Here is a 19,373-nt window from a genome sequence, read left to right on the forward strand (position 1 = left end):
TCCGCATCGTGCCCCCGCTCGTCGGATTCGCACCGAGAAAAGTTGTAGAGCCATAGAGAGGCATCGCTGATGGGGGATCACATAAAGGCGGATCTCGCCGCCATCAAACAGTGCTCACGAGACCTGACAAAGATTCATGGCGAGTTCGAGCGGAACGGCAATCCTGCGGACGAGTACGGTCAGGCGGTAGGCCACGGTGGACTAAAGGATGCCTTCGGGGAATTCGGGGACACCTGGAAGAAAACGCGCAAGCAACTGATGAAGGAACTTGAGCAGCTGGCCGAATTCACGCGTACCGCCGCCAAGGCGTACGACGAGATCGACCAGGAACTGGCCAAGGCCATACGTGATGCCAAGGCGCAGAGCAAGGGGAAGAAGTGAGCAGGACCGACGCCGACTGGCCGCCTCTGTGGCACGACGACCCGACACCGGGTGACCCGGAGGAGGTCGCCGAACTGGGACGCAAGTTGCGCAAGATGGCCGACATGATCGAGGAACAGTCCCGGGTCATCAAGGCCCTCGCCTCGGTGGAGGGTTGGGACAGTGAGGCCGGAAAGGGCTTCCACGAACTGGCTGGCGGCACGGCGGACAAGCTGAAGAAGTCTTTCGAACGCTATGACGAGGCGGCCAAGGCCGTCGGGGAGGACGTGCGCGAGGGCAGCTCGGATCAGTTCGCCAGTGAAATGCGCCGCGCGCAGCGGAAGGCGGACAAGGCGCTTGCCGATTACCGTGAGGCCAAAGCCGACCATGACCTCGCGGACGACGAGGTGAAGAAGTTCACCGAAAAGCATCCCGCGCAGAACGTTCCCGCCGCGGACAAGGAAGAGTACGAGCGCTGGGTCAAGAAGCGCGACGAGGCCCTGCATGACATCGGTGCTGCTCGCAAGGCGGTGAAGGACGCCCGGGACATCTATGACGACGCCGGGGACAAGGCGGCCCGTCACATCAGGAACGTCGTGCACCATGATGCGGTCCGGGATCCGGGTGGTTTCATGAACCTGCTGGCGGACTGGGCGGATATGTTGTCGAACATCTCGGCCGTCCTGTCCGTGCTTGCGGTGATCTGCGCATTCGTCCCGCCCCTTCAGTTCCTGGCTCCCGTATTCGCGGCCCTTGCCGTGGTGACCAGCGCGGCTGCGCTCGCCGGCCATGCATACGACATGACGGTGCGTGGCGGGAAGGTCGATTGGATGAAGCTGGGAGCCGATGCGCTGGGAGTGTTCCCCGGACTTGGCGCCCTGAAGGGGATCAAGGCTCTCAAGGGCGTCAAGGGACTGGCGAAGCTGAAGGTGGGAGGCTCCGCCGCACTCCGCGGTGTGGGAGACAACTTCATGAACGGGATCGCCGTCAAGGGCGTCAACTGGGTTCTGGGCAAGGCAGGCCGCGGCGCGATAGAGGGCCGGAAGATCACGGGAGTGATCAAGGGGGCCGGTCTGGGCAGCGCCCTGCACAGGATGCTCAGCGGCGAGAACGGCGAGAGGACCGGTTACCAGGAGCCTGCCGCCAGTACACCTACACCTACGCCCACACCTGCGCCGTCGCCTTCGCCCGGTCCCGCTCCGAACGTTACGCCGAAGCCGTTCAATGCGGCCCTGGCGGCCTAAGGCTTGGCAATCCGTTCAAGGAGGACAGAAGCTATGAACGAGGACAAGCGGAACCTCGGGCCGCGGGAGTTCATCGGCCGGCGGGGCGGTGACGTGGCTACGCTGGTCGAGAGCTCAGTGATCGTTGCCGTGCCCGAGGCGAAGCGGGCCGCGGAGGAAGCTCGGCGAGAGCTTCGGTTCGACTTCCTGGACGACCGAGCGGTGCTCGAACTGCTGCGCCGGCGTCATGTCGACGAAGAGGACATGTTCAACGCAGGGTTCAAGCACGGAGTGCCGCTGGCGCTCGTCGGCTTCGGGGCCGTGACCTATTGGGCCGGCGTGGCTCAGTACTGGGAGACCGCAGCAGCCCGCAACGCCTATTTGGCGGTCGCCGGAGCCGTCCTGGCGCTTGAGATCTTCTTCTTCGTGCGAAGCGCGATTTCACAATGGGGCGATCCGGTCCAGCAGAACCTGCGGGCCCGGGCGGCGAAGTACCGGCAGATCGCCCACGTCGCTCGTCGGGGAGGAGCTGACATCCCCGCTCACTACCCGCACTACGGGCCCTACCCCTTCGCCGCGAGATTCCGTCCCGAAGTGGCTGATCGCGAACAGTCCGAGAGCAAAGGCGCAGATGACCACGGACACCGTTGACGAAGCCCGGCTCAACCTCGCAGAAAGCGGAGGCATAGAGGTTCGCTGGATCATGCCGGAGGGCTTCCTCGAGCTGCCTTTCGAGGCTGATGACTTGGAAGAGCTGGGTGAGCAACTGCTCGACTTGGCCAAACAGGCGCTGCCCGGCGCCGACGAGGAAGTGCAGGTGCAGTACGCCGCGATGTGTGTGGCGCACTACGACGAGTTCATCGAGGCGGGCGTGCAGTACGCGGGCTTCGTCACCACGGAGGTCGACGGTGTCCGCTGCACAGCGACGGTGAACGTCAGCCTGCTGGACCTCGATGAGCGAGCCGGCAGCAATCCGGTGGGCTTCATCGCCACCACGATGCGGCACCTGGAGCTCGGACAGATCGGTGAAGTGCAGTTGCCCTGCGGCCCGGCCGTGACATGCGTCGGCAGTCGGTCTTCCAGCATCGACGGCAGTCTGACGCCGTCGGGCGGGGACGAGCCGATCTGGACGTCCTTCATACAGGTACAGATACCGCTGAACAACGGGACCGTACTCCTGCTGGAGATGGGCACGCCGACGGTCGAAGGGTGGGACGTCTTCTCCGCCATGTTCGCCGGGGTGGTGAAGAGCGTTCGCTTCTTCGATGCCGAGGGAGCTCCGCTGGTGATGCCGGGGTGAACTCACCACCTGCGGGTGCGCCCAGGGACTACAAACTGCTGGTTCCTCGCGAGTGGTTCCGTGTCGACCTCATGCGAGACCGCTGGCGCGCTCAGCTCAAGACGTTCGTCGACGCCCAGTCGGAGGGTCGGCACGTCTCCGCTGAACTCAAGCGACACGTCTGGACCACATTGCGCAACACCGCTGAGGCCGGCCGGACTCGCGGGGCCATGGAGTTCTTCCTCCTGACGACCTCACGGGACGGCGGCCTCCCGGCCTCGCTCCTAGTGTCCTTGATTCCGCTGGGCGATACCCCAGCTGACCCGGAGAAGTACGCGGCGTGGCTCGAGCTGCGAGAGCCGGAGGGCCCGGGAAGGCGGCAGGTGTCGGTGGTGGAGCTCGCGGCGGGGTCGGCCGTCCGCGTTCTTGATGCCACGACGCTGAGCGTTCATGTCCTCATGCCTGGCGGGGCAGGCTACTTGACGCTCTCCTTCTCGGCTCCGCTCACCGGGATGTCGGGGCCGATGGAGCGCCTGTGCGATGCCATTTCGGGGTCCCTGCGGTGGGTGCAGTGAGACGCGCAGGTAGCTTGCGAGGTGGCCTGGGGATTGTCGGAGTGATCCTCGGGCTGGTCGTCGGTATGGGCGTGATCCTGCTGGTCATGGGCCTTGGGAAACGGTTCGCGCGTGAGGTCGTACCGGCGTTGGTGGACTTGCCCGGGGGCGCCTGGGCAGTCGGAGGCGGCCTTGGGGTGGTCACCGCGCTCGGGGTGACCGGCTGGCTTCGGTGCGCGTCCGGGGTCTCTGGCGGGAGCCGCCTGGCGCGGGGGCTGAACGCCGCGGGTACGACGATCTGTTGCGTGGCGGCATTCGGGCCGTTCTTCCTTCTGCTCAGCGGGCTTCCCGGCAGGAACTGCCGCGCGGAGAGCTGTGCCTACATCCCCGGGACCGGCAGCGCGTTGTTGGCCTACGTCCTCAGTGCCGGTCTGGTGGGCTGGATCGTCCACCGCAGGACCAGGGCGCGGGCCGCGGAGCGGGCGGCGCTGAATCGGGAGCGGGTGCGGAGGCTTCGGAAGAAGGGGCAAGGGAAGAGTCAAACGGCAGGTCGGCGGTGACACTGCCTTGACGCAGAGACGGACGGGAAGCCCCAAGCCCTGCCGTCTGCCGCCGCTGTCGCGGAACGGCAACCATGCGTGATGGTCGAGACATCGTCGACGCGCTGAAGTGCACGGCAGCTGGCGCCCTCTGCTGCACCGAAGGACAGCAGCCTGACCACCTCGGTCCCTGTGTCCTGTACGAAGACCACCACTCAAGGACCGAAGGCCTGGACCGAGATCGAATCGGGAGGCAGGTATGAGCGCCGATAGGAATGGTGAGGTCCGGGGGATCCGTGAGCAGTATCGCATCCCCCTGGCGGTCGGCATCGGCTGTTACGTGCTCACTGTCATCGTGGGGATGTTCCTGCTCGCGGATCACTTCGGGCCTGTTGTCCAGGTCCCTTTGTGGATCTTGCACGGAGTGCTTCTGGCTATTCTCATCGAGAAGCTGGGGACAGCGAGTTCCAGCCTCTACGCCTCGCTGTTCATCGTGTTCACGTCCGTAATGTCCGCCTACGTGATCGGTGTGGCGCGCGATGATCTCACGCTTCAACATCGAGGGGAGAAGGTCACGGCCACAGTTGTCAAGGAACGGCTGGACCCGCCGCAGGGACGCAAGGCCCGTCTCCCCTACTACACGTTGGAGCGGCAGGACGGTACTCGCGTTCCGGGACCGGAGATGGAAGCGACGTCGGACCTCTACGACATCGGCCAGGTGCTCACCGTGATTGCGGATCCCAAGGGGGAGCTCCGCCCCCAGACTCCGGGGCAGGCGGACGCGACGGGTGACGTAGTCAGTGCGGGCGCTTTCGCTCTTGCCGCAATCGGTTCCGTCGGCTGGATGACATGGCGAGGATCGGACGCCGCTAGACGCCGGGACGAACAGAAGGGGCCCGGCCGATTCCGGAAGGCGTACAAGTCCGTGACGCGCGACAACTCCACGCAGGCGGAGCAGGAGCGGAAGCTGCGCGAGGCTCTGCGGACGTACCCCGCCGACCGGCGTGGCTACATCAAGGTGGCGCCTGAGGAGTATCCCGACCTGACGCACGGGCGGGCGGCACGGATCGCCTGGGAGACGGGCCTGCGTGCGGAGGCGGTGGGCAATCGAGGGTCGTGGCGCTTCAAGGAGACCGTTGTCGACGAAGTGCCGCTCGACTGAGTAGGCATGGTGGGGCTGGACGAAGTGGACATGGGTCACACGGCGGACGTGTCGGAGACCAAGTTGACGTGGGGCCGGGCTGGAGAGACAGTCAGCCCGAGCTGACGGTCAATGTGATCTGCTCGACGAACGCATCGATGTCGTCCATGGCGCCAAGTATTCGGCGCGGATCCGGGGCTGCGGCGATGACCACCACGTCGCAGCCGGCCTCCTGGCTGCGCCAGGCGTATCGCACTCCCGCGACGATCGTGCGGTCCTCCTCCGTCTGCGTGTAGCGCAGGGACCGCAGACCGGTGCCGAGAGCCTCGGTGGTGAAGTTCTCCACAATCGGCTTCTCCGCAAGGTCCGGGTCATCCGTGGTGACCAGTTCCCGCAAGGTCTCGTCGCGATCGCCCTCCGCCTCGACGGAGGCGACGTAGACAGGGAGCGACCTCATTCCTTGGGTCCCATCCAGGGGGTGCCCTCCCAGGAATCCGGGATTTTCATCCACAGGTCGGTGTCGAAGTCCACATATGGCCAGCTCATGAATGGCTCCAACGAAAGGTACTCATCATCGCGTCGAACAGTTCCACAAAGAGGTCGGCTATCTCGTCCTCGGGGTCACCTGCCCCGAGAGCGGAGAAGACGACGCCGACCCAGCGGCCCTGATCGCCAGGTACGGGGACGACGTACTCGACACGACGCGATCCCAGCTCTCCGCCGCCGGGGGCATCGGCGGCCACCGTCCGCTCGGTCCGGACTCCAGACATCATGCGACATAGATGAGACTCGTCTCGGCCGACCCAACCGCAAGACCACAGCGACACGTTGATAATCTACAAGCTCTGAGCCCGATGTGTCGGAGTAAAGGTGTTGAGGGAGGGGGCCATGAGCGATCAGCAAGCGGACATTGATCGGATCAAGGAATGTTCCAGGGCATTGAAGCGCATTCGCGACACTTTCGCTGATCGGGGCAACCCGGCCGAGAGCTTCAGTGTCGATGAGATCGGCTCCCAGAAGATCCTGGACGCCTTTGACGAGTTCGGCAGCAACTGGAAGATCCACCGCAAGCGGCTCACCGAGGAACTGGAGAAGCTGCACGGTATCACCAAGGCGGCTGCAGATTCGTACGAGCAGATTGACCATGATCTTGCGGAGGTATTGCGGGCGGAGGACAGGAGCGCGGCGGAGAGGGTGAAGAAATGACGAGTCGTCCTGCTGCCCACCGCTGGGCGGTACTCGATGAGATGAGCGATCCGGTACCCGGCGACCCGCACGAGGTCGCGAGGCTCGGTCGGCAACTCCGTAAGACCGCCGAGGCCATCGAGAAGGAAGCCCGTGAGATCAAGGCGCTGGCTTCGGTCGAGAACTGGAAGAGCAAGGCAGCCACCGAGTTCCGGGCCACGGCCGAAGGAGCAGGCGACAAACTGCGCAGGGCGTTCAAGCGCTACGACGAGGCTGCGACGGCCCTCGGGACGCAGGTGCGGGAAGGCGTTTGCAGCAATGAGTACGCTTCGGAGTTGCATCGAGCTCAACAGATGGCCGACAAGGCCCTTCGTGACGCCGAAGCGGCCAACGACGATCTGACGTCTGCTCAGCGATCACTTGACGGCCAGCCTGACGAAACACCGAAAGACGATCCGAACACCAAGAAGTACAACCGGCAGAGGGAGCAGGCGTCCTCGTCCCTGTCGGCTGCGAAGAACGCGCTCGAAGCCGCCAAGGGAATCCGCGACCGTGCCGCGAAACTGGCGGCTGACGCCATTTACGACGTCATCGAGGGCGATGGGCTGAAAGATGGCTGGAAGGACAAGTTCAAGAACTGGGTTCACGAGAACTCGAGTTGGCTTGGCGAAATATCCAAGTGGGCCGGGCGCATCGCACTGTGGGCGGGGGTGGCGGCTCTGGCGTTGGGATGGATACCCGTCATCGGACAGGCCCTCGCCGCCATCGCCACGACGATAGCCCTCGCGGCCAGCGTGGTCGCGCTCGCCACGGACCTGGTGCTCGCCCTGGGGGGCGAGGGGAGTTGGAAGTCGGTGTTTCTGGACGCTGTGGGCCTTGCGACCTTCGGCCTCGGGCGTGCGGCCATGGCGGGAGCCAAGGGTGTAGCAGCCGGGAGTAAAGCGCTGGCGCGCAGCAACCTGTTCAAACAGGCAGTCGCCGCCGGCGCAAAAACGAACAAGGCATGGGCGATCGCCAACAGAGGTGCTCAGGGAGCGATCCGAGGGAAGGAATCGGCCCGGGCGCTGGCCGCCATGCCGAAAGGGAGGCTCCCCTCCTGGAACAATATCAAGGAGGGATTCAACCCTGTTTCCATGTACCGGGATACTGTTGATGGTGTGAAGACGATCAGCCAGGCATTCTCCAAGCAGGGCTTGCGGGACGGGATCAAGGGGATGGCTGTTCCTCGTTCGGCGGGAACCCTCGATCCTGAATTGGCCAGGGTGGCCAAAGACCTTGGAGGAATTGCGCCGGATGCGCTGAAGATGCCGGCTGTCAGTAGTGCCCTGGGCAACTTCGGAGGGCAGACGAACGTCTGGGCGGGAGCCACTGCTGCAGGAGTGGCCGCTGGTGCTGAGGGCGCTTATGGCGCGGTCACGTCTCTGTACGGCAGGGTTGCCGGATGATCCCCGAGCCCGTCCTCAGACCGGCGGCTTCGCGTGGCCCCGGCCTGGAACTTTGCTACCGATCCCGACTCTTTTTGGACGACGGTGACCTCGTACTGCAGACGCGTCGGCGCAGGTTCCACTTCCGGGTCGGCGACAGTGGGATCGCTCGTGCCGTCTTCATCGACGTGGCCGGTGCCGACAAGGAACGCATGGGGCCGGCGATACCTGGCTCGTGGGGCGAGCTCCAGCTACAGGACCGCGTGGGCGCACTGGTCGGCTGGTTGGACTTGGAGGACTGGCTGCCGGAGTCCCCTGCACTACCGAAGCGGTCCGTACAGGGCGAGCAGTTGCTCAGTCGCACGGGCGTGGCGGCATTGCTGAAGGCCGCGGGCATCCCACTCCATGTGGTACGAGACCGGAACGATCCCCTGGTGTCCAAGAAGGCGTGGCGAGGAGGGGGCAGGTCTCTCAGCCCGGGAAGTGCCTTCCCCATGTGGTACTGGGGGACGCGTGCGGCTGCGGGACTCGTCTGGTTCGCCCTGTTCAGCGTGATCGTTTTCTCCGATGCGGCGGCTCCCTGGGCCGTCCTCCCACTGTCGGCGGCTGCCTTTGTCTCTCCGGTGACGCGCCTGGCACTCCGTGGGTGGACTCGGCTGCGTATGAGGAGATACAGCCCTTCTGTGCGGGAGCGCATCGGACCTGCGCCCGTCAGTGGGCTGGGGACAACGGTCAGGTTCTGCAGGGACACCGAGCTGCGGGTGCAGGATCATGACCTCGTTCTGCGAGACATCAGTGGGCAGGAGTTCTGGTTGCCCTTGACGGGCCCGCACGCCGTGGCGTCCCTGGTCCTTGTGCGCGACAGGGAGGGCACGGCGCTGGGAGCCGAACTCCGAGGCGCTGACGAGCAGCTGCGTGCCGTGCTTCCGTGGCGCCTGTGGTTCGGGGGCAAGAACGGTGAGGACGGCTGGTCCAGGCTGCGTTCAGCTGTCGGACTGCGGTACACCGAACGCCGCCTGAGCGGAAGAGTTGGCTGGCCCAAGGGGCCGGCGCTCGGCGCGCAACTGCTGCCCGAGTCCCGCCGTGATGCCTGCAGCCTGTCACGCTTTCCCAGCACCATTGCCGGCGTTTCCTCAACCGTCGTCATGGCCTTCGGTTCCTTCTTCTCGGTTACCCAGGGCGTGCGGATCGAGGACACGTATCCAACTGCGGCGATGGCTGCAATTCTCATGGGGGCACTCGGAGGCCTTCTGCAAGCGGCTCCGTATCTCATTCACCAACTGCGCAGTCGGCTCAGGCTCGACCGACCGGTCACGGATCAGACATCTGCGGGGAGCGCCGTATGACAAGCCCTCGGGGGACCACACCTCCAGGCGACTACCGCCTTCTGCTCCCTGAGGGCTGGTTCCAGATACCTCTGGACCCCGAACAGCGCGACAGGTCGATCGACGCTCTCGTGGAGCGCCAGTTTCACGGGATCGACAATGCGCCGCACCTCAAGGACGGGCTCCGGAAGGACCTGCGGCGCCGTGCCACCAAGGCATTTCGCAGCGGCGGCATTGAGCTGTACCTCAGCCTCCAGGAAGTCGGCCCCTTCACCATCCCCGCTTCGTTGCTGGTCACCTTGGCACCACTTCGCCACCGGGAGGCGTTGCCACTCGAAGCCCTGGCACAGGCGCTGGCCAGGGACAGCGAGGGATCCGTGAGTATCGAGGAACTGCACTCGGGCACTGCCGTTCGCGTCCGTAAGCTGACGCCGCAGGGTGATGACGAAACCTCGGAGAGCTCGCACAACTCGCTCTCCGTGGAGTATCACATCCCTGTCCCCGGCGCGATGGCGTTCCTGCTGCTCAGCTTCTCCACCCCATTGGAGCCCATCGCCGACGCGATGGCCGAACTTTTCGACGCGATTGCCGGATCGCTGACCTGGACGGAGTGACCAAGCCCGTGACCGACGACCTCTCGAACCTTGGACTGGAGTGTTCTGAGGACTGGGTGCCTTTTCCCTTGGCGGGCTCCGTGGATCTGGACTACTGGGCGAAGCACCAGGCGAACGAACTCGTCGATCGATTCGCGCGCGACGGACAGGCGGGCGATGCCCGCCTTCTGGCGCGGGATCTGAAGCGCGCTGCTGCCGACAGTCATACGCGCGAACCTCTCGGGGCGTTCGGCTGGTACCTGAGCGGTCACAACTCGGTGGCGGCCATCCTCGAACTCGACGCCATCCACCCGGATGCCACGTACCCCGAGGTCACTCTCCCCCTGCTGACCGACCATATGAAGTCCACGGACTTCGGCGAACCGGATGTCCGCGACGTACGCCTGCCGCTGGGCGATGCCGTCCGTATTCGCCAGAACTTTATCGGTGAGAAGAAACGACTCCTCGGCGGCCGCCCTGTGATCCACAGCCTCTTCTACGGGGTTCGACCAGAGCACATGGCGGCAGCAATCACCCTGTTGGTCTCCTGGACGGAGCCTGTCCTGGACGAGCCTCTACAGCAGATCGTCGACAATATCGCGCAGACGCTGTCTGCGTGACGGACCCACCCTTGTCGATCCACCACGCAGCGGACGTGTGCGGCTCGCGGAGATAGCGCATGCGAAGGTGACCAACTCACCGACGCTTACGTGCGCGGCCGTCTTACCGGCCCGGTCACCGGTTGACGGACTGGATCTCCTGGACGGTGACCGCCTGTTCGTTGCCGAAGGTTCCGTTCGGGAGGTCGCCGCCGGCGCCGCCTGTACCGGTCCAGTCGATGTCCCACGTGATGGTGGCCTGGAGCTTGTACGTGCCGTCGCCGGAGGAGCGGAGGTACCTGATTCCGCACGGCGGGGTCTTGTCGGCCTTGCCCTTGGCGTAGGGCTCGCCGATGGACTTGTCGGCGTTGATGACGCACTCGCCGGAGGCCGGGTAGGTCTCGGCGTCCTTGGTGCCCGGCTCCAGCTTGAGAGACACCGGCCTGGGCAACGGCACCTATCCCTTCAAGGTGTCCATCACTTGGAAGGTCACCTGGACCGATTCGGTCGACCCGGATGGTCCGCCGCAGCAGCCGGGGCTGCCCAACGGGCTGTCCACCTTCGAGCAGGACGTGACGGTCAAGGAAGCCCAGGCCGTGAACCGGGCCGGCGGGGATCACGTCTGAGACGGCCGTGCGGGGCGGACAGGGGCAGTCACGATGCTGGTGACGTCCCGAACGGGCGCGGTGGTCGGGGCTCAGCGTCGCATGGTCGACACTTCCTCAGCCGACCACCGACGAGGAGACCGGCTCGAAGGCCGGTCTCCATGCGATCTTCTTAGACGTCGTTTCAGTTGGTGAGTCGGCGGTAGCTGATGAGTGCTGCGGCGATACCGACGAAGGCCAGGAAGTGTTCGGCCTTGCGCTCGTAGCGGCGGTGCAGGCGTCGGCAGCCGGCGAGCCAGGACACTGTACTCTCGACAACCCAGCGGTGGCGGCCCAGCCGCTGCGAGGACTCGATGCCTTTCCGGGCGATGCGATGGCGGATGCCCCGCTTTCGGAGCCATCGGCGCAGGTGGTCGTAGTCGTAGCCCTTGTCGGCGTGGAGCTTGGCCGGTCGCCGGCGGCGCGGGCCGCGCCGTGAGCGGATCGGTGGGATCCCGCGTACCAGCGGCTTCAGGCCGAGGCTGTCGTGCATGTTGGCGCCGGAGATGCCCAGCGACAGAGGTAGACCGTTCCGGTCCGTAATCAGGTGGATCTTCGATCCGTTCTTGCCGCGGCCGGTCGGATTCGGTCCGGTCAGTGGCCCCCTTCTGCAGCCCTGAGGCTGACGGAGTCGATGGCGCACCGCGACCAGTCCAGCTCACCTCGGCTGCCGAGTTCGTCCAGGATCACGCGGTGTAGCCGGGCCCAGACCCGGTCCTGGCTCCACCGGGCGAAACGTCGGTAGACCGTCGGCCAGGCCGGGCCGAATACCGGGGGCAACTGCCGCCAGGTACAACCCGAGGTGGCTACGAAGATGATCGCCGCCAGGCATTCGCGGTCACCCGCGCGCCGTCGGCCGCCGCCCTGCGGACGTATGACCTCCGTCGGCGGAACCACGCGCCGGAACAACATCCATAACTCATCCGGCACCAACCGTTCCATCAGATCCGTCATGCACGGTTCAACGAACGATCACGCCAAAGGAAACGACGTCTTATGCCCCGGGCCTCAACCCGACCGAGGGCGTCTGGTCGCTGGTCAAGCGTGACATCGGCAACCTCGCTGCGGCCGACCTCGGCCAGATCACCCGCGCGGTGAAGCGCAAACTGAAGATGCTGCAGTACCGACCGGAGGCCATCGACGGCTGCCTCGCCGGAACCGACCTGGCCCTGGACCTGTGAGCGTCGGGTCGACGGACCCGAAATTGGGCGAAGCCCAAAGCTGCTGGTCAGCTACGGTGGCGGCATGACTGACAGCCTGCCCGAGGACGTAGCCGACGTGCTTGACCTCGTCCTGAACCCGGACGAGCCTATTCACGTCGTCCTCCGACGGCAGGTGCCCCGACTCAGGGTGCAATCCCGCTGTGAGTGCGGTTGCGGCACTGCCTACTTCGACCTTGACGCCGACGCGGTGGAGCCCGCGCCAACGGGCCCCGGCACCGTCGTGGCTGCCGACGTGCAGCTGTTCACCGAAACCGGCGAGTGCCCTGGCGAGGTCCTGGTCTTCGCGCAAGCCGGCTACCTCTCATGGCTGGAGGTCTGCTCTTGGAGCGATGACGTCGAGGTGAGTCTCGCCGCGGCGCGGCGCTGGCTACAGCCATCGTCCTGAACCCGAGCCGGTAACAGCCGGCGTCTCGGACCCTGACGCCGTCACCACGAGCCGACCGACATCACGAGTTCAAGTTCAGTTGCCATAGGCCTTTACCGGTGGGGAGCTTGACCATGATGATCCTGAAGTAGTCGAAGTCGGCGACACTGGGCTTGCTCTTCAGGATTTTTGCGGTCTCGACCTCTTTGCCGTAGAACTTGCTGGAATCGACACAGAAAGCGACCTCCACCGAGTTGCCGTTCGGCGCGGACCGGGTGGTGTCCTGGTAGTGGCGCCAGGTGCCTGTTGCCGTCCAGTCGCCTGCGAGCCGGACGCCGATCTGCGCCTGCGCGTACTTAAGCCCATCGCCTGTGGCGTAGGCGGCCAAGGCCGCGTCCTTGCTCGTGCGCCTGGCGACGCCCCGGTAGATGGCGCGGATGTAGTTCGCGGCGTCCTCCATCGCAGCCGCCTCGTTCTCGTCCGCGGCTTGTCCCAGTCGAAGACCAGGTCCATGTCACTGGGCAACGACACGTCCACGCCGCCCGGCTTGTCCTTCGCCGGTATCGCCGGGGAATCCGCAGACTACTTCAGGGACTCCGCTGCCTGGCCGGCGCTGGCGATCTTGTCGTTGTCGCTACCGCAGGCCGTCAACAGCAGTGCTGCCGTCACCGCCAGTACGGCTGCGACGGGCAATGGGCGTTGCTGCAAAGTGACTCCCCTCATGAGAGACGGAAGTTCATTCTGAAGCTGAGAAGTTGTCGATAAAACCTGGTTTTTGTCAGAGAGAAACGTCAGTGGGGTGTGGCTCAGGGGTTGTAGACAGCCAGCTCGTGCGCCAGCTGGTCCAAATCCTGTGCGGCGTGCATGATGCGGGCGATGTCCTCGGTAGCGGTCCACATCACGACATCCGCCCCATGCTTTTCGACCCGCCACGCATAGCGTGCACACGCGAGCAGATGCGGAGCGACGTCCTGGTTCACGTAACGGAAGGAGGTCAGGCCCTCGCCCAGCCTTTTGGCCTTGAAGCGTTTGGCGACTGGTGGCTCGACCGCTTGAGGATCGTCCGCCATGGCCAAGGTCCGCAGTGTCTCCTCGCGGGGGCCTGAAGACGGTCCGATCGCCGCGAACACGGGAAGCGGCAGGTCCGTGGGGTGATCGCGATGGAGGAACAGCCAGTGGTCCGTGCCAGGCGGGGAGAAGGCTTCTGCGCACTGCGCCAGTGTGTCGGCGACGAAGTCAATGCCGTTAGGGCCCGGATCGAGCTCGCGGTCGAGCCACAGGTCCGCGGCCTCTTCGCGGCACCATGCCTGTATGTCGTCCCACTCCTCGAAAGGGCCGACGGCGCCATCACGGGGCGGGATCACTGTCCAGGGGTACGGGTCGATGTACTCGATGTCAATGACAGGGAAGAAGTGCTCGCTCACCCACGCCTCCAGCGGAGAGTCGCCATGACGGCGTCGAACCATTCGACGAGGGCGTCGGCCAACTCGTCCCGCGGGTCACCGCCGCCGACTGTCGAGAAGGCAGCTGTGAACCAGCGATCGGGGTCGTCCGGCACAGACACGATGTACTCCACGCGACGTGATCCAAGATCTGCCCCCCGATCGAGGTCGGCGTCCGCGACATGCTCTCGGCGAACAGCGAGAGCTCCGTCGAGCTCCCCTGAACTCAGGTCGATGTTGTCAGCTCCGTCGTTCACCAGCAGTTGCACTGCTACGTCGGTGGGCTCAACGTGAGCGGTCTGCTCGTGACGGCGCGGGAGTAGAGTTTCTGACACGACGATGGAAGCGCCCAGGTTCACGTTGTCCGCCGACTTCACAGGCAAGTACAGGTCGAGAGCATTTCCTTCCTGTACCCGACGGACAGCGGCACGGAACCGGCGTTCCAACTCCCTTTTGTAGGGTCCGACCTTGTCCTCCGGCGATCCGGGCGGGATGCGCCTGAAAGCCTCGTCGAGAATGCTGCGGACGGCTTCCTCTGTTCCGTGCCTCAAAGGGATTTGAGCCCAGTCATCGGGGAGGATGAGTCGGTAGCCAGTAACGAGGGCGCCGGCTGTCGTTGCCGGCTCGGTCTGTTCAGTGGGCACTCAAACGCTCCTTGCGATTCAGCCACCAGATACCGGCAAAGGTTCCCAGCGACGCCGCGACAGCGAACCAGAGGACCCAACCACCTTGGAACACAACGAAAGCGGCGGCGTAGAAGAGATAGAGGCCGGCCGCCGACTTCAGGTAGATGGCGTCATATGACAGCAGTTTCCAGTTTTCCGGACTACGATAGATGAGGAGCATGGCAAGTGGACTGAGGGCACACAACGACCACTCCCAGGTAGGCAGATCTACCACCGAGTCTCCCAAGAAGTCCTTGGTCGCCGGCCCAACCAGCAGGCGCACGATCGTGATCACAAGGATGATTTTCAAGGTCGTAAGTGATCTGTCGATACGCTTCTGTTTTTGCCCCGAATCGCTCTGTGAATCCGTCTTCTTCGTCATTGTGCTTCTTCTCTCACCACTGTCCAATCGGAGCTTCCATGCGACCCTTCATCCTGTCGTACTCACCATCCGAGACATCATTTCCGAACTTGTCGCCCAGATCGAGACCGGTGCCGACCGCCCATGATCCCTGAAGCGTGTTCTGATGGCGTTGGGCTTGGGCGGCGTTGTCCGCGAGGGTTGGGTTGTCCGGGTACTCGTCCCGCCACTTCTTGATGTCCTTCATCTGCTGGCTGAGCTTCGCGTCGCCGATGACGCCAGCCTTGTCCCGCAGCGTGGCCTCGGGGAGGTCGGCGTCCTTCACCTCGTCCGCCGCCCGTTTGCCCGCCGCACGGTTCTCGGCCTCCATGCGTAGTTTTCTGGCACGCGCTGCGTTCCGGTTGCTGCTCGATGTGCCTCCGCGCCTGCGAGCAGCCCTTGCCGCAGTCTTGCGCGCACCGGCATTACCAGCAGCTGCCCCGGCCTTCGCACCGTCGTTAGCCATGCCGGCTGCCGTCTTGCGGGAACTTTGCTGAAGGGCTTTGATGGCTTTGGCTGCTTTGAGCCCGTTGCGTGCCATCTTGAGTGCACCGATATCCATCACGACGTCGAACCATGAGCCGTTTCCGGTAGCCGCCAGGGTGACGTGGGACAGCGTCACCGCGATCGTCAGCCCCAGTGCGATCCATCCCACGACAGGGATGAACATGGCGATGACTCCCGCGGCCGTGGCCAACCAGCTGAGGCGTTCGGTCCAGTCCTTGAGCCACTCAGCGTCAGCCACCCAAGCCTTGACGTCGGTCCACCAACTGTCCTTCATGTCATCGTCGATGGAGGACCGGATCTTGCCCGCAAAATGGTTCGACCGCTCGGTGTAGTCGCCTTCTGCGGTGTTCAGTCGCTTTCTTGCGTCTTCGAGGTCGTCCTTGGCCCGCTTGAGCGCCGGATCCTCGTCCGAAGAGTCGCCGGGCTCCCGCTTCTTATCCTCCTCTTTGTTGGGTGCCGATTTGTCATCAGCCTTTGCGGCGTGACTGTCGATCACGCGCTGGGCTTCCTTGGCGTCACCGAGGGCCTTGTCGGCCTTCTGCTGGAAACCCTCCAGCTCGTCAGCCCAGTTGGACAGGTGACCCTTGACTTCGCGGTACCGGTCTTCGGCCTCATCGAGCTTGCGACCCAGCCCGCGGGACTCCTCGCCCAGCTTTTCCGCGTATTTACCCTTTAGGTTGTCGGTGTCAGCCATCGCGGAGAGTGCCGCGGCTTGTGTGCGCAAATACTCCGCGATCTTCTTCATATGCTTTACCTGGCCGCGGATTCCCTCGGGGTCTCCGGGTACGGGGTCGCTCTCACGCAGCGGATGCCAGTCCCTGGGCCGTGCCATACATATCCCCCAGTATGAACTGGTTGTAAGTGGAACAGCAATTCCTACTTACTCTTCTTCTTGCCTGTCTTGGCCAATTCGTCATCCAATTTCGTGAAGGCGTCTCTCGTGCCTTCCACCATCTTGCCAACAGTTTCTAGAGATTCGAGTAGGCGCTTGCGATTGTCGTCCCAGTTGTCGATGAAGTCGGTCATGGCATCCTTGAGTTCGGCTGCTCCGACTACCGACTTGATGTCGTCTTTCCACTCGCCCAGATTCCGGAACTCATTCTGAATCGCCTTGAGTTGCTTTGCCGACGTGCTGAGCAGGTCGAAGTCAACGGCCAAATCCGACATGTGCTACCCCGTGTTCTTATAATCCTTGACGTGAGTCAAGATCACATGTTTCGGCATGCCGTCTCGGCGTTCGCTGTAGCGGGCCACAGTTACCTGTTGACGGACTGGATCTCCTGGACGGTGACGTCCTGGGTGTTGCCGAAGGTGCCGTTCGGGAGGTCTCCGCCCGCGCCGCCGGTGCCGGTCCAGTCGATCTCCCACGTGATGGTGGCCTGGAGTTTGTACGTGCCGTCGCCTGACGAGCGGAGGTACTTGAGGCCACAGGGCGGGGTCTTGTCGGCCTTGCCCTTGGCGTACGGCTCGCCGATGGACTTGTCGGCGTTGATGAGGCACTCGCCGGACGCTGGGTAGGTCTCGGCGTCCTTGGTGCCTGGCTCCAGTTTGAGGGAGACCGGCCTGGCGGTGGTGGTGGCCTGGATGTTGAAGCCGGGGACGTTGAGGGCCGCCGTGGCCTGGACTTCGTCGAAGACGGCCTTGTCGAGCCATGCCCAGGTGGGCAGGTTCACCTTGGTGTTGGCCTCGGGGGCGAGGGTGACCTTGGTGTCGGGCAGCTGCATGTGCTGGTAGGCGAGAGCGGCGAGTATCTCCGGGGTGATGGCCTCTCCGTATTGGGGCGGCGGGGCGTCGCCGTTTTCGACCCAGAAGGGGAGGTCCGTGCACGAGGACCGCTTGAGGGGGTCCGGTTCGTTGGGGTTCTCGACTCCGGCCCAGAACATTCCCTTGCCGTCGTTCTCGACGTTGTAGTCCTTGTAGCCGGGAGTGTCGCCCCAGCCGTACCCGTCCTCGTAGTGGCGCTTCGTCTCGCCGAGTGCTGAACCTGCGGTCCCACCCATTCCGGGTGTGTTCAGTTGGCTCTCGATGTGCTTGGACATCTCCTTCTTGAAGTCCTTGGCACCGAGGTAGGGCGCGTACCAGCAGGGAGGCGGTGTCCAGTTGACGTCCGAGGACGTCACGTTTCCGGTGCCGCCGTTCTTGGCGACGGATCCGGAGTACTGGATGCGGGCGGCGGCGTAGATGCCTGTCTTGTCGCCGCCGCCTCGTTGCTCGGTTCCGGCGCCCTGGCCGTTGCTCATCGGCTCCTCAGCGTGGGCCGGTTCCGCGAAGATGAAAGCACCGAAGGCCAGCGTCAGAGCAACAGTGCTCGTACGGCGCGCCCTGTTCACTGGCACTTCTCCGCCTTGGTCTCAACGAACACTTTGGACGCTTGCCATAGGCCCTGACCCGTGGGGAACTTGACCATCACGATCTTGAAGTAGTCGAAGTCAGCGATGCTCGGTTTGCTCTTCAGGATCTTATCGGTCTTGACCTCTTTGCCGTAGAACTTGCTTGAGTCCACGCAGAACGCGACTTCCACTGATTTGCCGTTCGGGGCAGACCGTGTGGTGGCCTCGTAGTGGCGCCGGGTGCCGGTGGCCGTCCAGCCGCCGTCGACCCTGCCATCGATCTGAGTCTTCGCGTAATGCAGCCCGTCGCCCGTGGAATAAGTGGTCACGGCCGCGTCATTGGACGTGCGCTTGTAGACGCCCCGGTAGATGGCGCGAACGAAATTGGCGGCATCATCCATCGCGGCTGCTTCGTTCTTGTCCTTCGGCTTGTCCCAGTCGAAGACCAAGTTCATGTCTTTCGGCAGGGACACGTCCACGCCGTCCGGCTTGTCCTCCGCCGGGGCCGCCGGCGGTTCCGTGGACTCCTTCGGCGTCTCCGCGTCCTGGCCCGCGCCGGCGATCTTGTCGTTGTCGCTGGACTTGTCATCCCCGCTACCGCAGGCCGTCAACAGCAGTGCTGCCGTCGCCACCAGTGCGGCAGCAACGGGCAATGGGCGGCGCTTCACAGTGACTCCCCGTGAGACAGAAGTTCAGTCAAGAGCACCGACGGTATCGGTGAGGTTCCCGGTTTCACCAGAGTGAACTTCCGTGAAAACGGGGGCAATCCGGGGTGTATGGGGATCACGGGGCGCTGGTTGTGTCCTGATCGTGCCGCAACAGGCGATGACCCCGGAGGGCGCTTGTGCGACGTCCGGGGTCATGGTGCTCAGGTGTCTCGATTCGCTAGTGCGGTGTCTTGCACCTCAAGCAAGCGCACGGCGGAAACGCCGACATGACGGGGACCGGGTCGGTGTGTTCGGCGGCCAGAATCTCGACCTCGCCCCGGTCGTCGGTCACGGTGCCCGTTGCGTCGATCTTGTAGACGCGGAGGGTGAGGCGGGAGCGGTGATGGGTCGGGGGCGGGATTTCGAGGGGGTCTGTTGGGGGCGGGTAGTGGGTGGCGCAGTCCGGGCAGGCGTACACGTTGAAGCCGGGACCTGTGGGGGCGTGAACCTGGTGGACCAGGACGGGTTCGTCCGTGTTGCGCTCGCAGCGGGTGCACATGCGCACCGCCGGGCGCGTCATCGGGTGGCCGCCGGGACTCGTACGCCGTGGATGTGTTTCGGGCCCACGTCGATGCCGTAGGTGGCCAGGCGGGCGGCTCGGCGACGGTCGCGTTGGTGGCGGTGTTCGGTGGGGTCCAGGACGTAGGGGCGTACGACGCGGCATGCGTTGCCGTCGAGCCGTTCGGTGAAGCGGGGCGGTGGGGGTGAGACGGGGGTGATGCGCAGGGGCGGCACCGCGCCGAGGCGATGGCGACCTCGGGGGCGTGGAGTGCACAGGCTCAGCATCCACGCCAGGGTGTGGACGATAAGGTCCAGCATTGTCAGCGCTCCTTTTCAGCGTTGGCCAAGCCCCGGGACGGCTCGCATCC

The 19,373-nt window shown here is 64.4% G+C and carries 25 protein-coding genes and 2 pseudogenes; 13 read left to right on the forward strand and 14 right to left on the reverse strand.

Going from position 1 to position 19,373, the window contains the following annotated elements; all coding sequences use genetic code 11:
- The first annotated feature begins 69 nt into the window (after positions 1-69).
- The 6 genes from ACFY9S_RS08475 to ACFY9S_RS08500 all read left to right on the forward strand — a co-directional run bounded on the left by ACFY9S_RS08475 (position 70) and on the right by ACFY9S_RS08500 (position 5,117).
- Positions 70-381, forward strand: a complete 312-nt coding sequence (locus tag ACFY9S_RS08475; protein ID WP_391124470.1) for a type VII secretion target — start codon at positions 70-72, stop codon at positions 379-381.
- Entirely contained in the window at positions 378-1,604 is a 1,227-nt protein-coding gene (locus tag ACFY9S_RS08480) for a putative T7SS-secreted protein (RefSeq protein ID WP_391124473.1), read from the forward strand. Before ACFY9S_RS08475 ends, ACFY9S_RS08480 begins: the two co-directional genes overlap by 4 nt.
- Before the next feature lie 33 nt (positions 1,605-1,637).
- Positions 1,638-2,234, forward strand: coding sequence for a hypothetical protein (locus tag ACFY9S_RS08485; protein ID WP_391124476.1), 597 nt, complete (start codon positions 1,638-1,640; stop codon positions 2,232-2,234).
- Positions 2,215-2,883 carry a hypothetical protein gene (locus ACFY9S_RS08490; protein ID WP_391124479.1) on the forward strand — a complete coding sequence of 223 codons (669 nt, stop codon included), beginning with the start codon at positions 2,215-2,217 and terminating at the stop codon, positions 2,881-2,883. Before ACFY9S_RS08485 ends, ACFY9S_RS08490 begins: the two co-directional genes overlap by 20 nt.
- Positions 2,880-3,437, forward strand: a complete 558-nt coding sequence (locus ACFY9S_RS08495; RefSeq protein ID WP_391124482.1) for a hypothetical protein — start codon at positions 2,880-2,882, stop codon at positions 3,435-3,437. Before ACFY9S_RS08490 ends, ACFY9S_RS08495 begins: the two co-directional genes overlap by 4 nt.
- Positions 3,438-4,214: 777 nt before the next feature.
- Positions 4,215-5,117, forward strand: a complete 903-nt coding sequence (locus ACFY9S_RS08500; protein WP_391124484.1) for a hypothetical protein — start codon at positions 4,215-4,217, stop codon at positions 5,115-5,117.
- A gap of 91 nt (positions 5,118-5,208) precedes the next feature.
- Here the strand turns inward: ACFY9S_RS08500 and ACFY9S_RS08505 are convergent, their stop codons facing one another.
- Together ACFY9S_RS08505 and ACFY9S_RS08510 are read right to left on the reverse strand one after the other, a co-directional pair.
- Positions 5,209-5,553, reverse strand: a complete 345-nt coding sequence (locus ACFY9S_RS08505; RefSeq protein ID WP_391124487.1) for a hypothetical protein — start codon at positions 5,551-5,553, stop codon at positions 5,209-5,211.
- Between the two features lie 85 nt (positions 5,554-5,638).
- Positions 5,639-5,869, reverse strand: a complete 231-nt coding sequence (locus tag ACFY9S_RS08510; protein WP_391124490.1) for a hypothetical protein — start codon at positions 5,867-5,869, stop codon at positions 5,639-5,641.
- 115 nt (positions 5,870-5,984) lie between these two features.
- On the opposite strand from ACFY9S_RS08510, the gene ACFY9S_RS08515 reads away from it, so the two are divergent.
- From ACFY9S_RS08515 to ACFY9S_RS08535, 5 genes are all read left to right on the forward strand, one after another.
- Complete coding sequence (locus ACFY9S_RS08515) at positions 5,985-6,302, forward strand: hypothetical protein (RefSeq protein ID WP_391124491.1); 318 nt, start codon at positions 5,985-5,987, stop codon at positions 6,300-6,302.
- Positions 6,299-7,726, forward strand: coding sequence for a hypothetical protein (locus ACFY9S_RS08520; protein ID WP_391124494.1), 1,428 nt, complete (start codon positions 6,299-6,301; stop codon positions 7,724-7,726). The genes ACFY9S_RS08515 and ACFY9S_RS08520 overlap by 4 nt, the downstream gene beginning before the upstream one ends.
- Positions 7,727-7,800: 74 nt before the next feature.
- Positions 7,801-9,051 carry a hypothetical protein gene (locus ACFY9S_RS08525; RefSeq protein ID WP_391124497.1) on the forward strand — a complete coding sequence of 417 codons (1,251 nt, stop codon included), beginning with the start codon at positions 7,801-7,803 and terminating at the stop codon, positions 9,049-9,051.
- A gap of 110 nt (positions 9,052-9,161) precedes the next feature.
- Positions 9,162-9,644: a hypothetical protein gene (locus ACFY9S_RS08530; RefSeq protein WP_391124500.1), complete on the forward strand. Its 483-nt coding sequence runs from the start codon at positions 9,162-9,164 to the stop codon at positions 9,642-9,644.
- An 8-nt stretch (positions 9,645-9,652) separates the two neighbouring features.
- Entirely contained in the window at positions 9,653-10,243 is a 591-nt protein-coding gene (locus ACFY9S_RS08535) for a hypothetical protein (RefSeq protein WP_391124503.1), read from the forward strand.
- Positions 10,244-10,358: 115 nt separating this feature from the next.
- Here the strand turns inward: ACFY9S_RS08535 and ACFY9S_RS08540 are convergent.
- A pseudogene (locus ACFY9S_RS08540) lies at positions 10,359-10,667 on the reverse strand (hypothetical protein); the annotation flags it as partial.
- On the opposite strand from ACFY9S_RS08540, the gene ACFY9S_RS08545 reads away from it, so the two are divergent.
- Positions 10,651-10,848: a hypothetical protein gene (locus ACFY9S_RS08545; protein ID WP_391125539.1), complete on the forward strand. Its 198-nt coding sequence runs from the start codon at positions 10,651-10,653 to the stop codon at positions 10,846-10,848. The pseudogene ACFY9S_RS08540 and the gene ACFY9S_RS08545 overlap by 17 nt on opposite strands.
- Before the next feature lie 163 nt (positions 10,849-11,011).
- Here the strand turns inward: ACFY9S_RS08545 and ACFY9S_RS08550 are convergent.
- Positions 11,012-11,808, reverse strand: a protein-coding gene (locus ACFY9S_RS08550; RefSeq protein WP_391125489.1) for an IS5 family transposase whose coding sequence is annotated in 2 segments (ribosomal slippage) — positions 11,012-11,473 and positions 11,476-11,808 — 795 coding nt in all. Because the reading frame shifts where the segments join, the coding sequence is not laid out codon by codon here.
- A gap of 303 nt (positions 11,809-12,111) precedes the next feature.
- Here ACFY9S_RS08550 and ACFY9S_RS08555 point away from each other — a divergent pair.
- Positions 12,112-12,474, forward strand: coding sequence for a hypothetical protein (locus ACFY9S_RS08555; protein ID WP_391124506.1), 363 nt, complete (start codon positions 12,112-12,114; stop codon positions 12,472-12,474).
- Positions 12,475-12,535: 61 nt separating this feature from the next.
- Here ACFY9S_RS08555 and ACFY9S_RS08560 read toward each other — a convergent pair.
- The 10 genes and pseudogenes from ACFY9S_RS08560 to ACFY9S_RS08605 form a co-directional block, all read right to left on the reverse strand.
- Positions 12,536-13,161 (reverse strand): annotated as a pseudogene (locus tag ACFY9S_RS08560) (hypothetical protein).
- A 98-nt stretch (positions 13,162-13,259) separates the two neighbouring features.
- Positions 13,260-13,877 carry a hypothetical protein gene (locus tag ACFY9S_RS08565; protein WP_391124509.1) on the reverse strand — a complete coding sequence of 206 codons (618 nt, stop codon included), beginning with the start codon at positions 13,875-13,877 and terminating at the stop codon, positions 13,260-13,262.
- Positions 13,874-14,539 carry a hypothetical protein gene (locus tag ACFY9S_RS08570; protein ID WP_391124512.1) on the reverse strand — a complete coding sequence of 222 codons (666 nt, stop codon included), beginning with the start codon at positions 14,537-14,539 and terminating at the stop codon, positions 13,874-13,876. Before ACFY9S_RS08570 ends, ACFY9S_RS08565 begins: the two co-directional genes overlap by 4 nt.
- Positions 14,529-14,942, reverse strand: coding sequence for a hypothetical protein (locus tag ACFY9S_RS08575; protein ID WP_391124515.1), 414 nt, complete (start codon positions 14,940-14,942; stop codon positions 14,529-14,531). The genes ACFY9S_RS08570 and ACFY9S_RS08575 overlap by 11 nt, the downstream gene beginning before the upstream one ends.
- A gap of 13 nt (positions 14,943-14,955) precedes the next feature.
- On the reverse strand, positions 14,956-16,212 hold the full coding sequence (locus ACFY9S_RS08580; RefSeq protein WP_391124518.1) for a hypothetical protein: 1,257 nt from the start codon (positions 16,210-16,212) through the stop codon (positions 14,956-14,958).
- Positions 16,213-16,343: 131 nt separating this feature from the next.
- A complete protein-coding gene (locus ACFY9S_RS08585) occupies positions 16,344-16,634 on the reverse strand; it encodes a hypothetical protein (RefSeq protein ID WP_391124521.1) in 291 nt (96 codons plus the stop codon).
- A gap of 89 nt (positions 16,635-16,723) precedes the next feature.
- A complete protein-coding gene (locus ACFY9S_RS08590) occupies positions 16,724-17,707 on the reverse strand; it encodes a hypothetical protein (protein ID WP_391124523.1) in 984 nt (327 codons plus the stop codon).
- A gap of 86 nt (positions 17,708-17,793) precedes the next feature.
- The gene (locus tag ACFY9S_RS08595; protein ID WP_391124526.1) at positions 17,794-18,465 is read right to left on the reverse strand and encodes a hypothetical protein; all 672 of its coding nucleotides are present in this window, start codon (positions 18,463-18,465) and stop codon (positions 17,794-17,796) included.
- A 217-nt stretch (positions 18,466-18,682) separates the two neighbouring features.
- Positions 18,683-19,024, reverse strand: a complete 342-nt coding sequence (locus ACFY9S_RS08600; protein ID WP_391124529.1) for a hypothetical protein — start codon at positions 19,022-19,024, stop codon at positions 18,683-18,685.
- Positions 19,021-19,323, reverse strand: a complete 303-nt coding sequence (locus ACFY9S_RS08605; protein WP_391124532.1) for a hypothetical protein — start codon at positions 19,321-19,323, stop codon at positions 19,021-19,023. Before ACFY9S_RS08605 ends, ACFY9S_RS08600 begins: the two co-directional genes overlap by 4 nt.
- Positions 19,324-19,373: the final 50 nt, after the last annotated feature.

Origin of the sequence: Streptomyces sp. NPDC012474 (assembly GCF_042955185.1) — a bacterium.
Taxonomy (GTDB): domain Bacteria; phylum Actinomycetota; class Actinomycetes; order Streptomycetales; family Streptomycetaceae; genus Streptomyces; species Streptomyces cahuitamycinicus.

What these genes read in the sequence shown, in the direction of transcription:
- ACFY9S_RS08600 (WP_391124529.1), bottom strand. Translation starts at nt 19,024, where the DNA reads ATGACGCGCCCGGCGGTGCGCATGTGCACCCGCTGCGAGCGCAACACG.
- ACFY9S_RS08605 (WP_391124532.1), bottom strand. Translation starts at nt 19,323, where the DNA reads ATGCTGGACCTTATCGTCCACACCCTGGCGTGGATGCTGAGCCTGTGC.
- ACFY9S_RS08490 (WP_391124479.1), top strand. Translation starts at nt 2,215, where the DNA reads ATGACCACGGACACCGTTGACGAAGCCCGGCTCAACCTCGCAGAAAGC.
- ACFY9S_RS08590 (WP_391124523.1), bottom strand. Translation starts at nt 17,707, where the DNA reads ATGAGCAACGGCCAGGGCGCCGGAACCGAGCAACGAGGCGGCGGCGAC.
- ACFY9S_RS08555 (WP_391124506.1), top strand. Translation starts at nt 12,112, where the DNA reads ATGACTGACAGCCTGCCCGAGGACGTAGCCGACGTGCTTGACCTCGTC.
- ACFY9S_RS08515 (WP_391124491.1), top strand. Translation starts at nt 5,985, where the DNA reads ATGAGCGATCAGCAAGCGGACATTGATCGGATCAAGGAATGTTCCAGG.
- ACFY9S_RS08585 (WP_391124521.1), bottom strand. Translation starts at nt 16,634, where the DNA reads ATGTCGGATTTGGCCGTTGACTTCGACCTGCTCAGCACGTCGGCAAAG.
- ACFY9S_RS08580 (WP_391124518.1), bottom strand. Translation starts at nt 16,212, where the DNA reads ATGAAGAAGATCGCGGAGTATTTGCGCACACAAGCCGCGGCACTCTCC.
- ACFY9S_RS08505 (WP_391124487.1), bottom strand. Translation starts at nt 5,553, where the DNA reads ATGAGGTCGCTCCCTGTCTACGTCGCCTCCGTCGAGGCGGAGGGCGAT.
- ACFY9S_RS08510 (WP_391124490.1), bottom strand. Translation starts at nt 5,869, where the DNA reads ATGATGTCTGGAGTCCGGACCGAGCGGACGGTGGCCGCCGATGCCCCC.
- ACFY9S_RS08485 (WP_391124476.1), top strand. Translation starts at nt 1,638, where the DNA reads ATGAACGAGGACAAGCGGAACCTCGGGCCGCGGGAGTTCATCGGCCGG.
- ACFY9S_RS08500 (WP_391124484.1), top strand. Translation starts at nt 4,215, where the DNA reads ATGAGCGCCGATAGGAATGGTGAGGTCCGGGGGATCCGTGAGCAGTAT.
- ACFY9S_RS08520 (WP_391124494.1), top strand. Translation starts at nt 6,299, where the DNA reads ATGACGAGTCGTCCTGCTGCCCACCGCTGGGCGGTACTCGATGAGATG.
- ACFY9S_RS08575 (WP_391124515.1), bottom strand. Translation starts at nt 14,942, where the DNA reads ATGACGAAGAAGACGGATTCACAGAGCGATTCGGGGCAAAAACAGAAG.
- ACFY9S_RS08475 (WP_391124470.1), top strand. Translation starts at nt 70, where the DNA reads ATGGGGGATCACATAAAGGCGGATCTCGCCGCCATCAAACAGTGCTCA.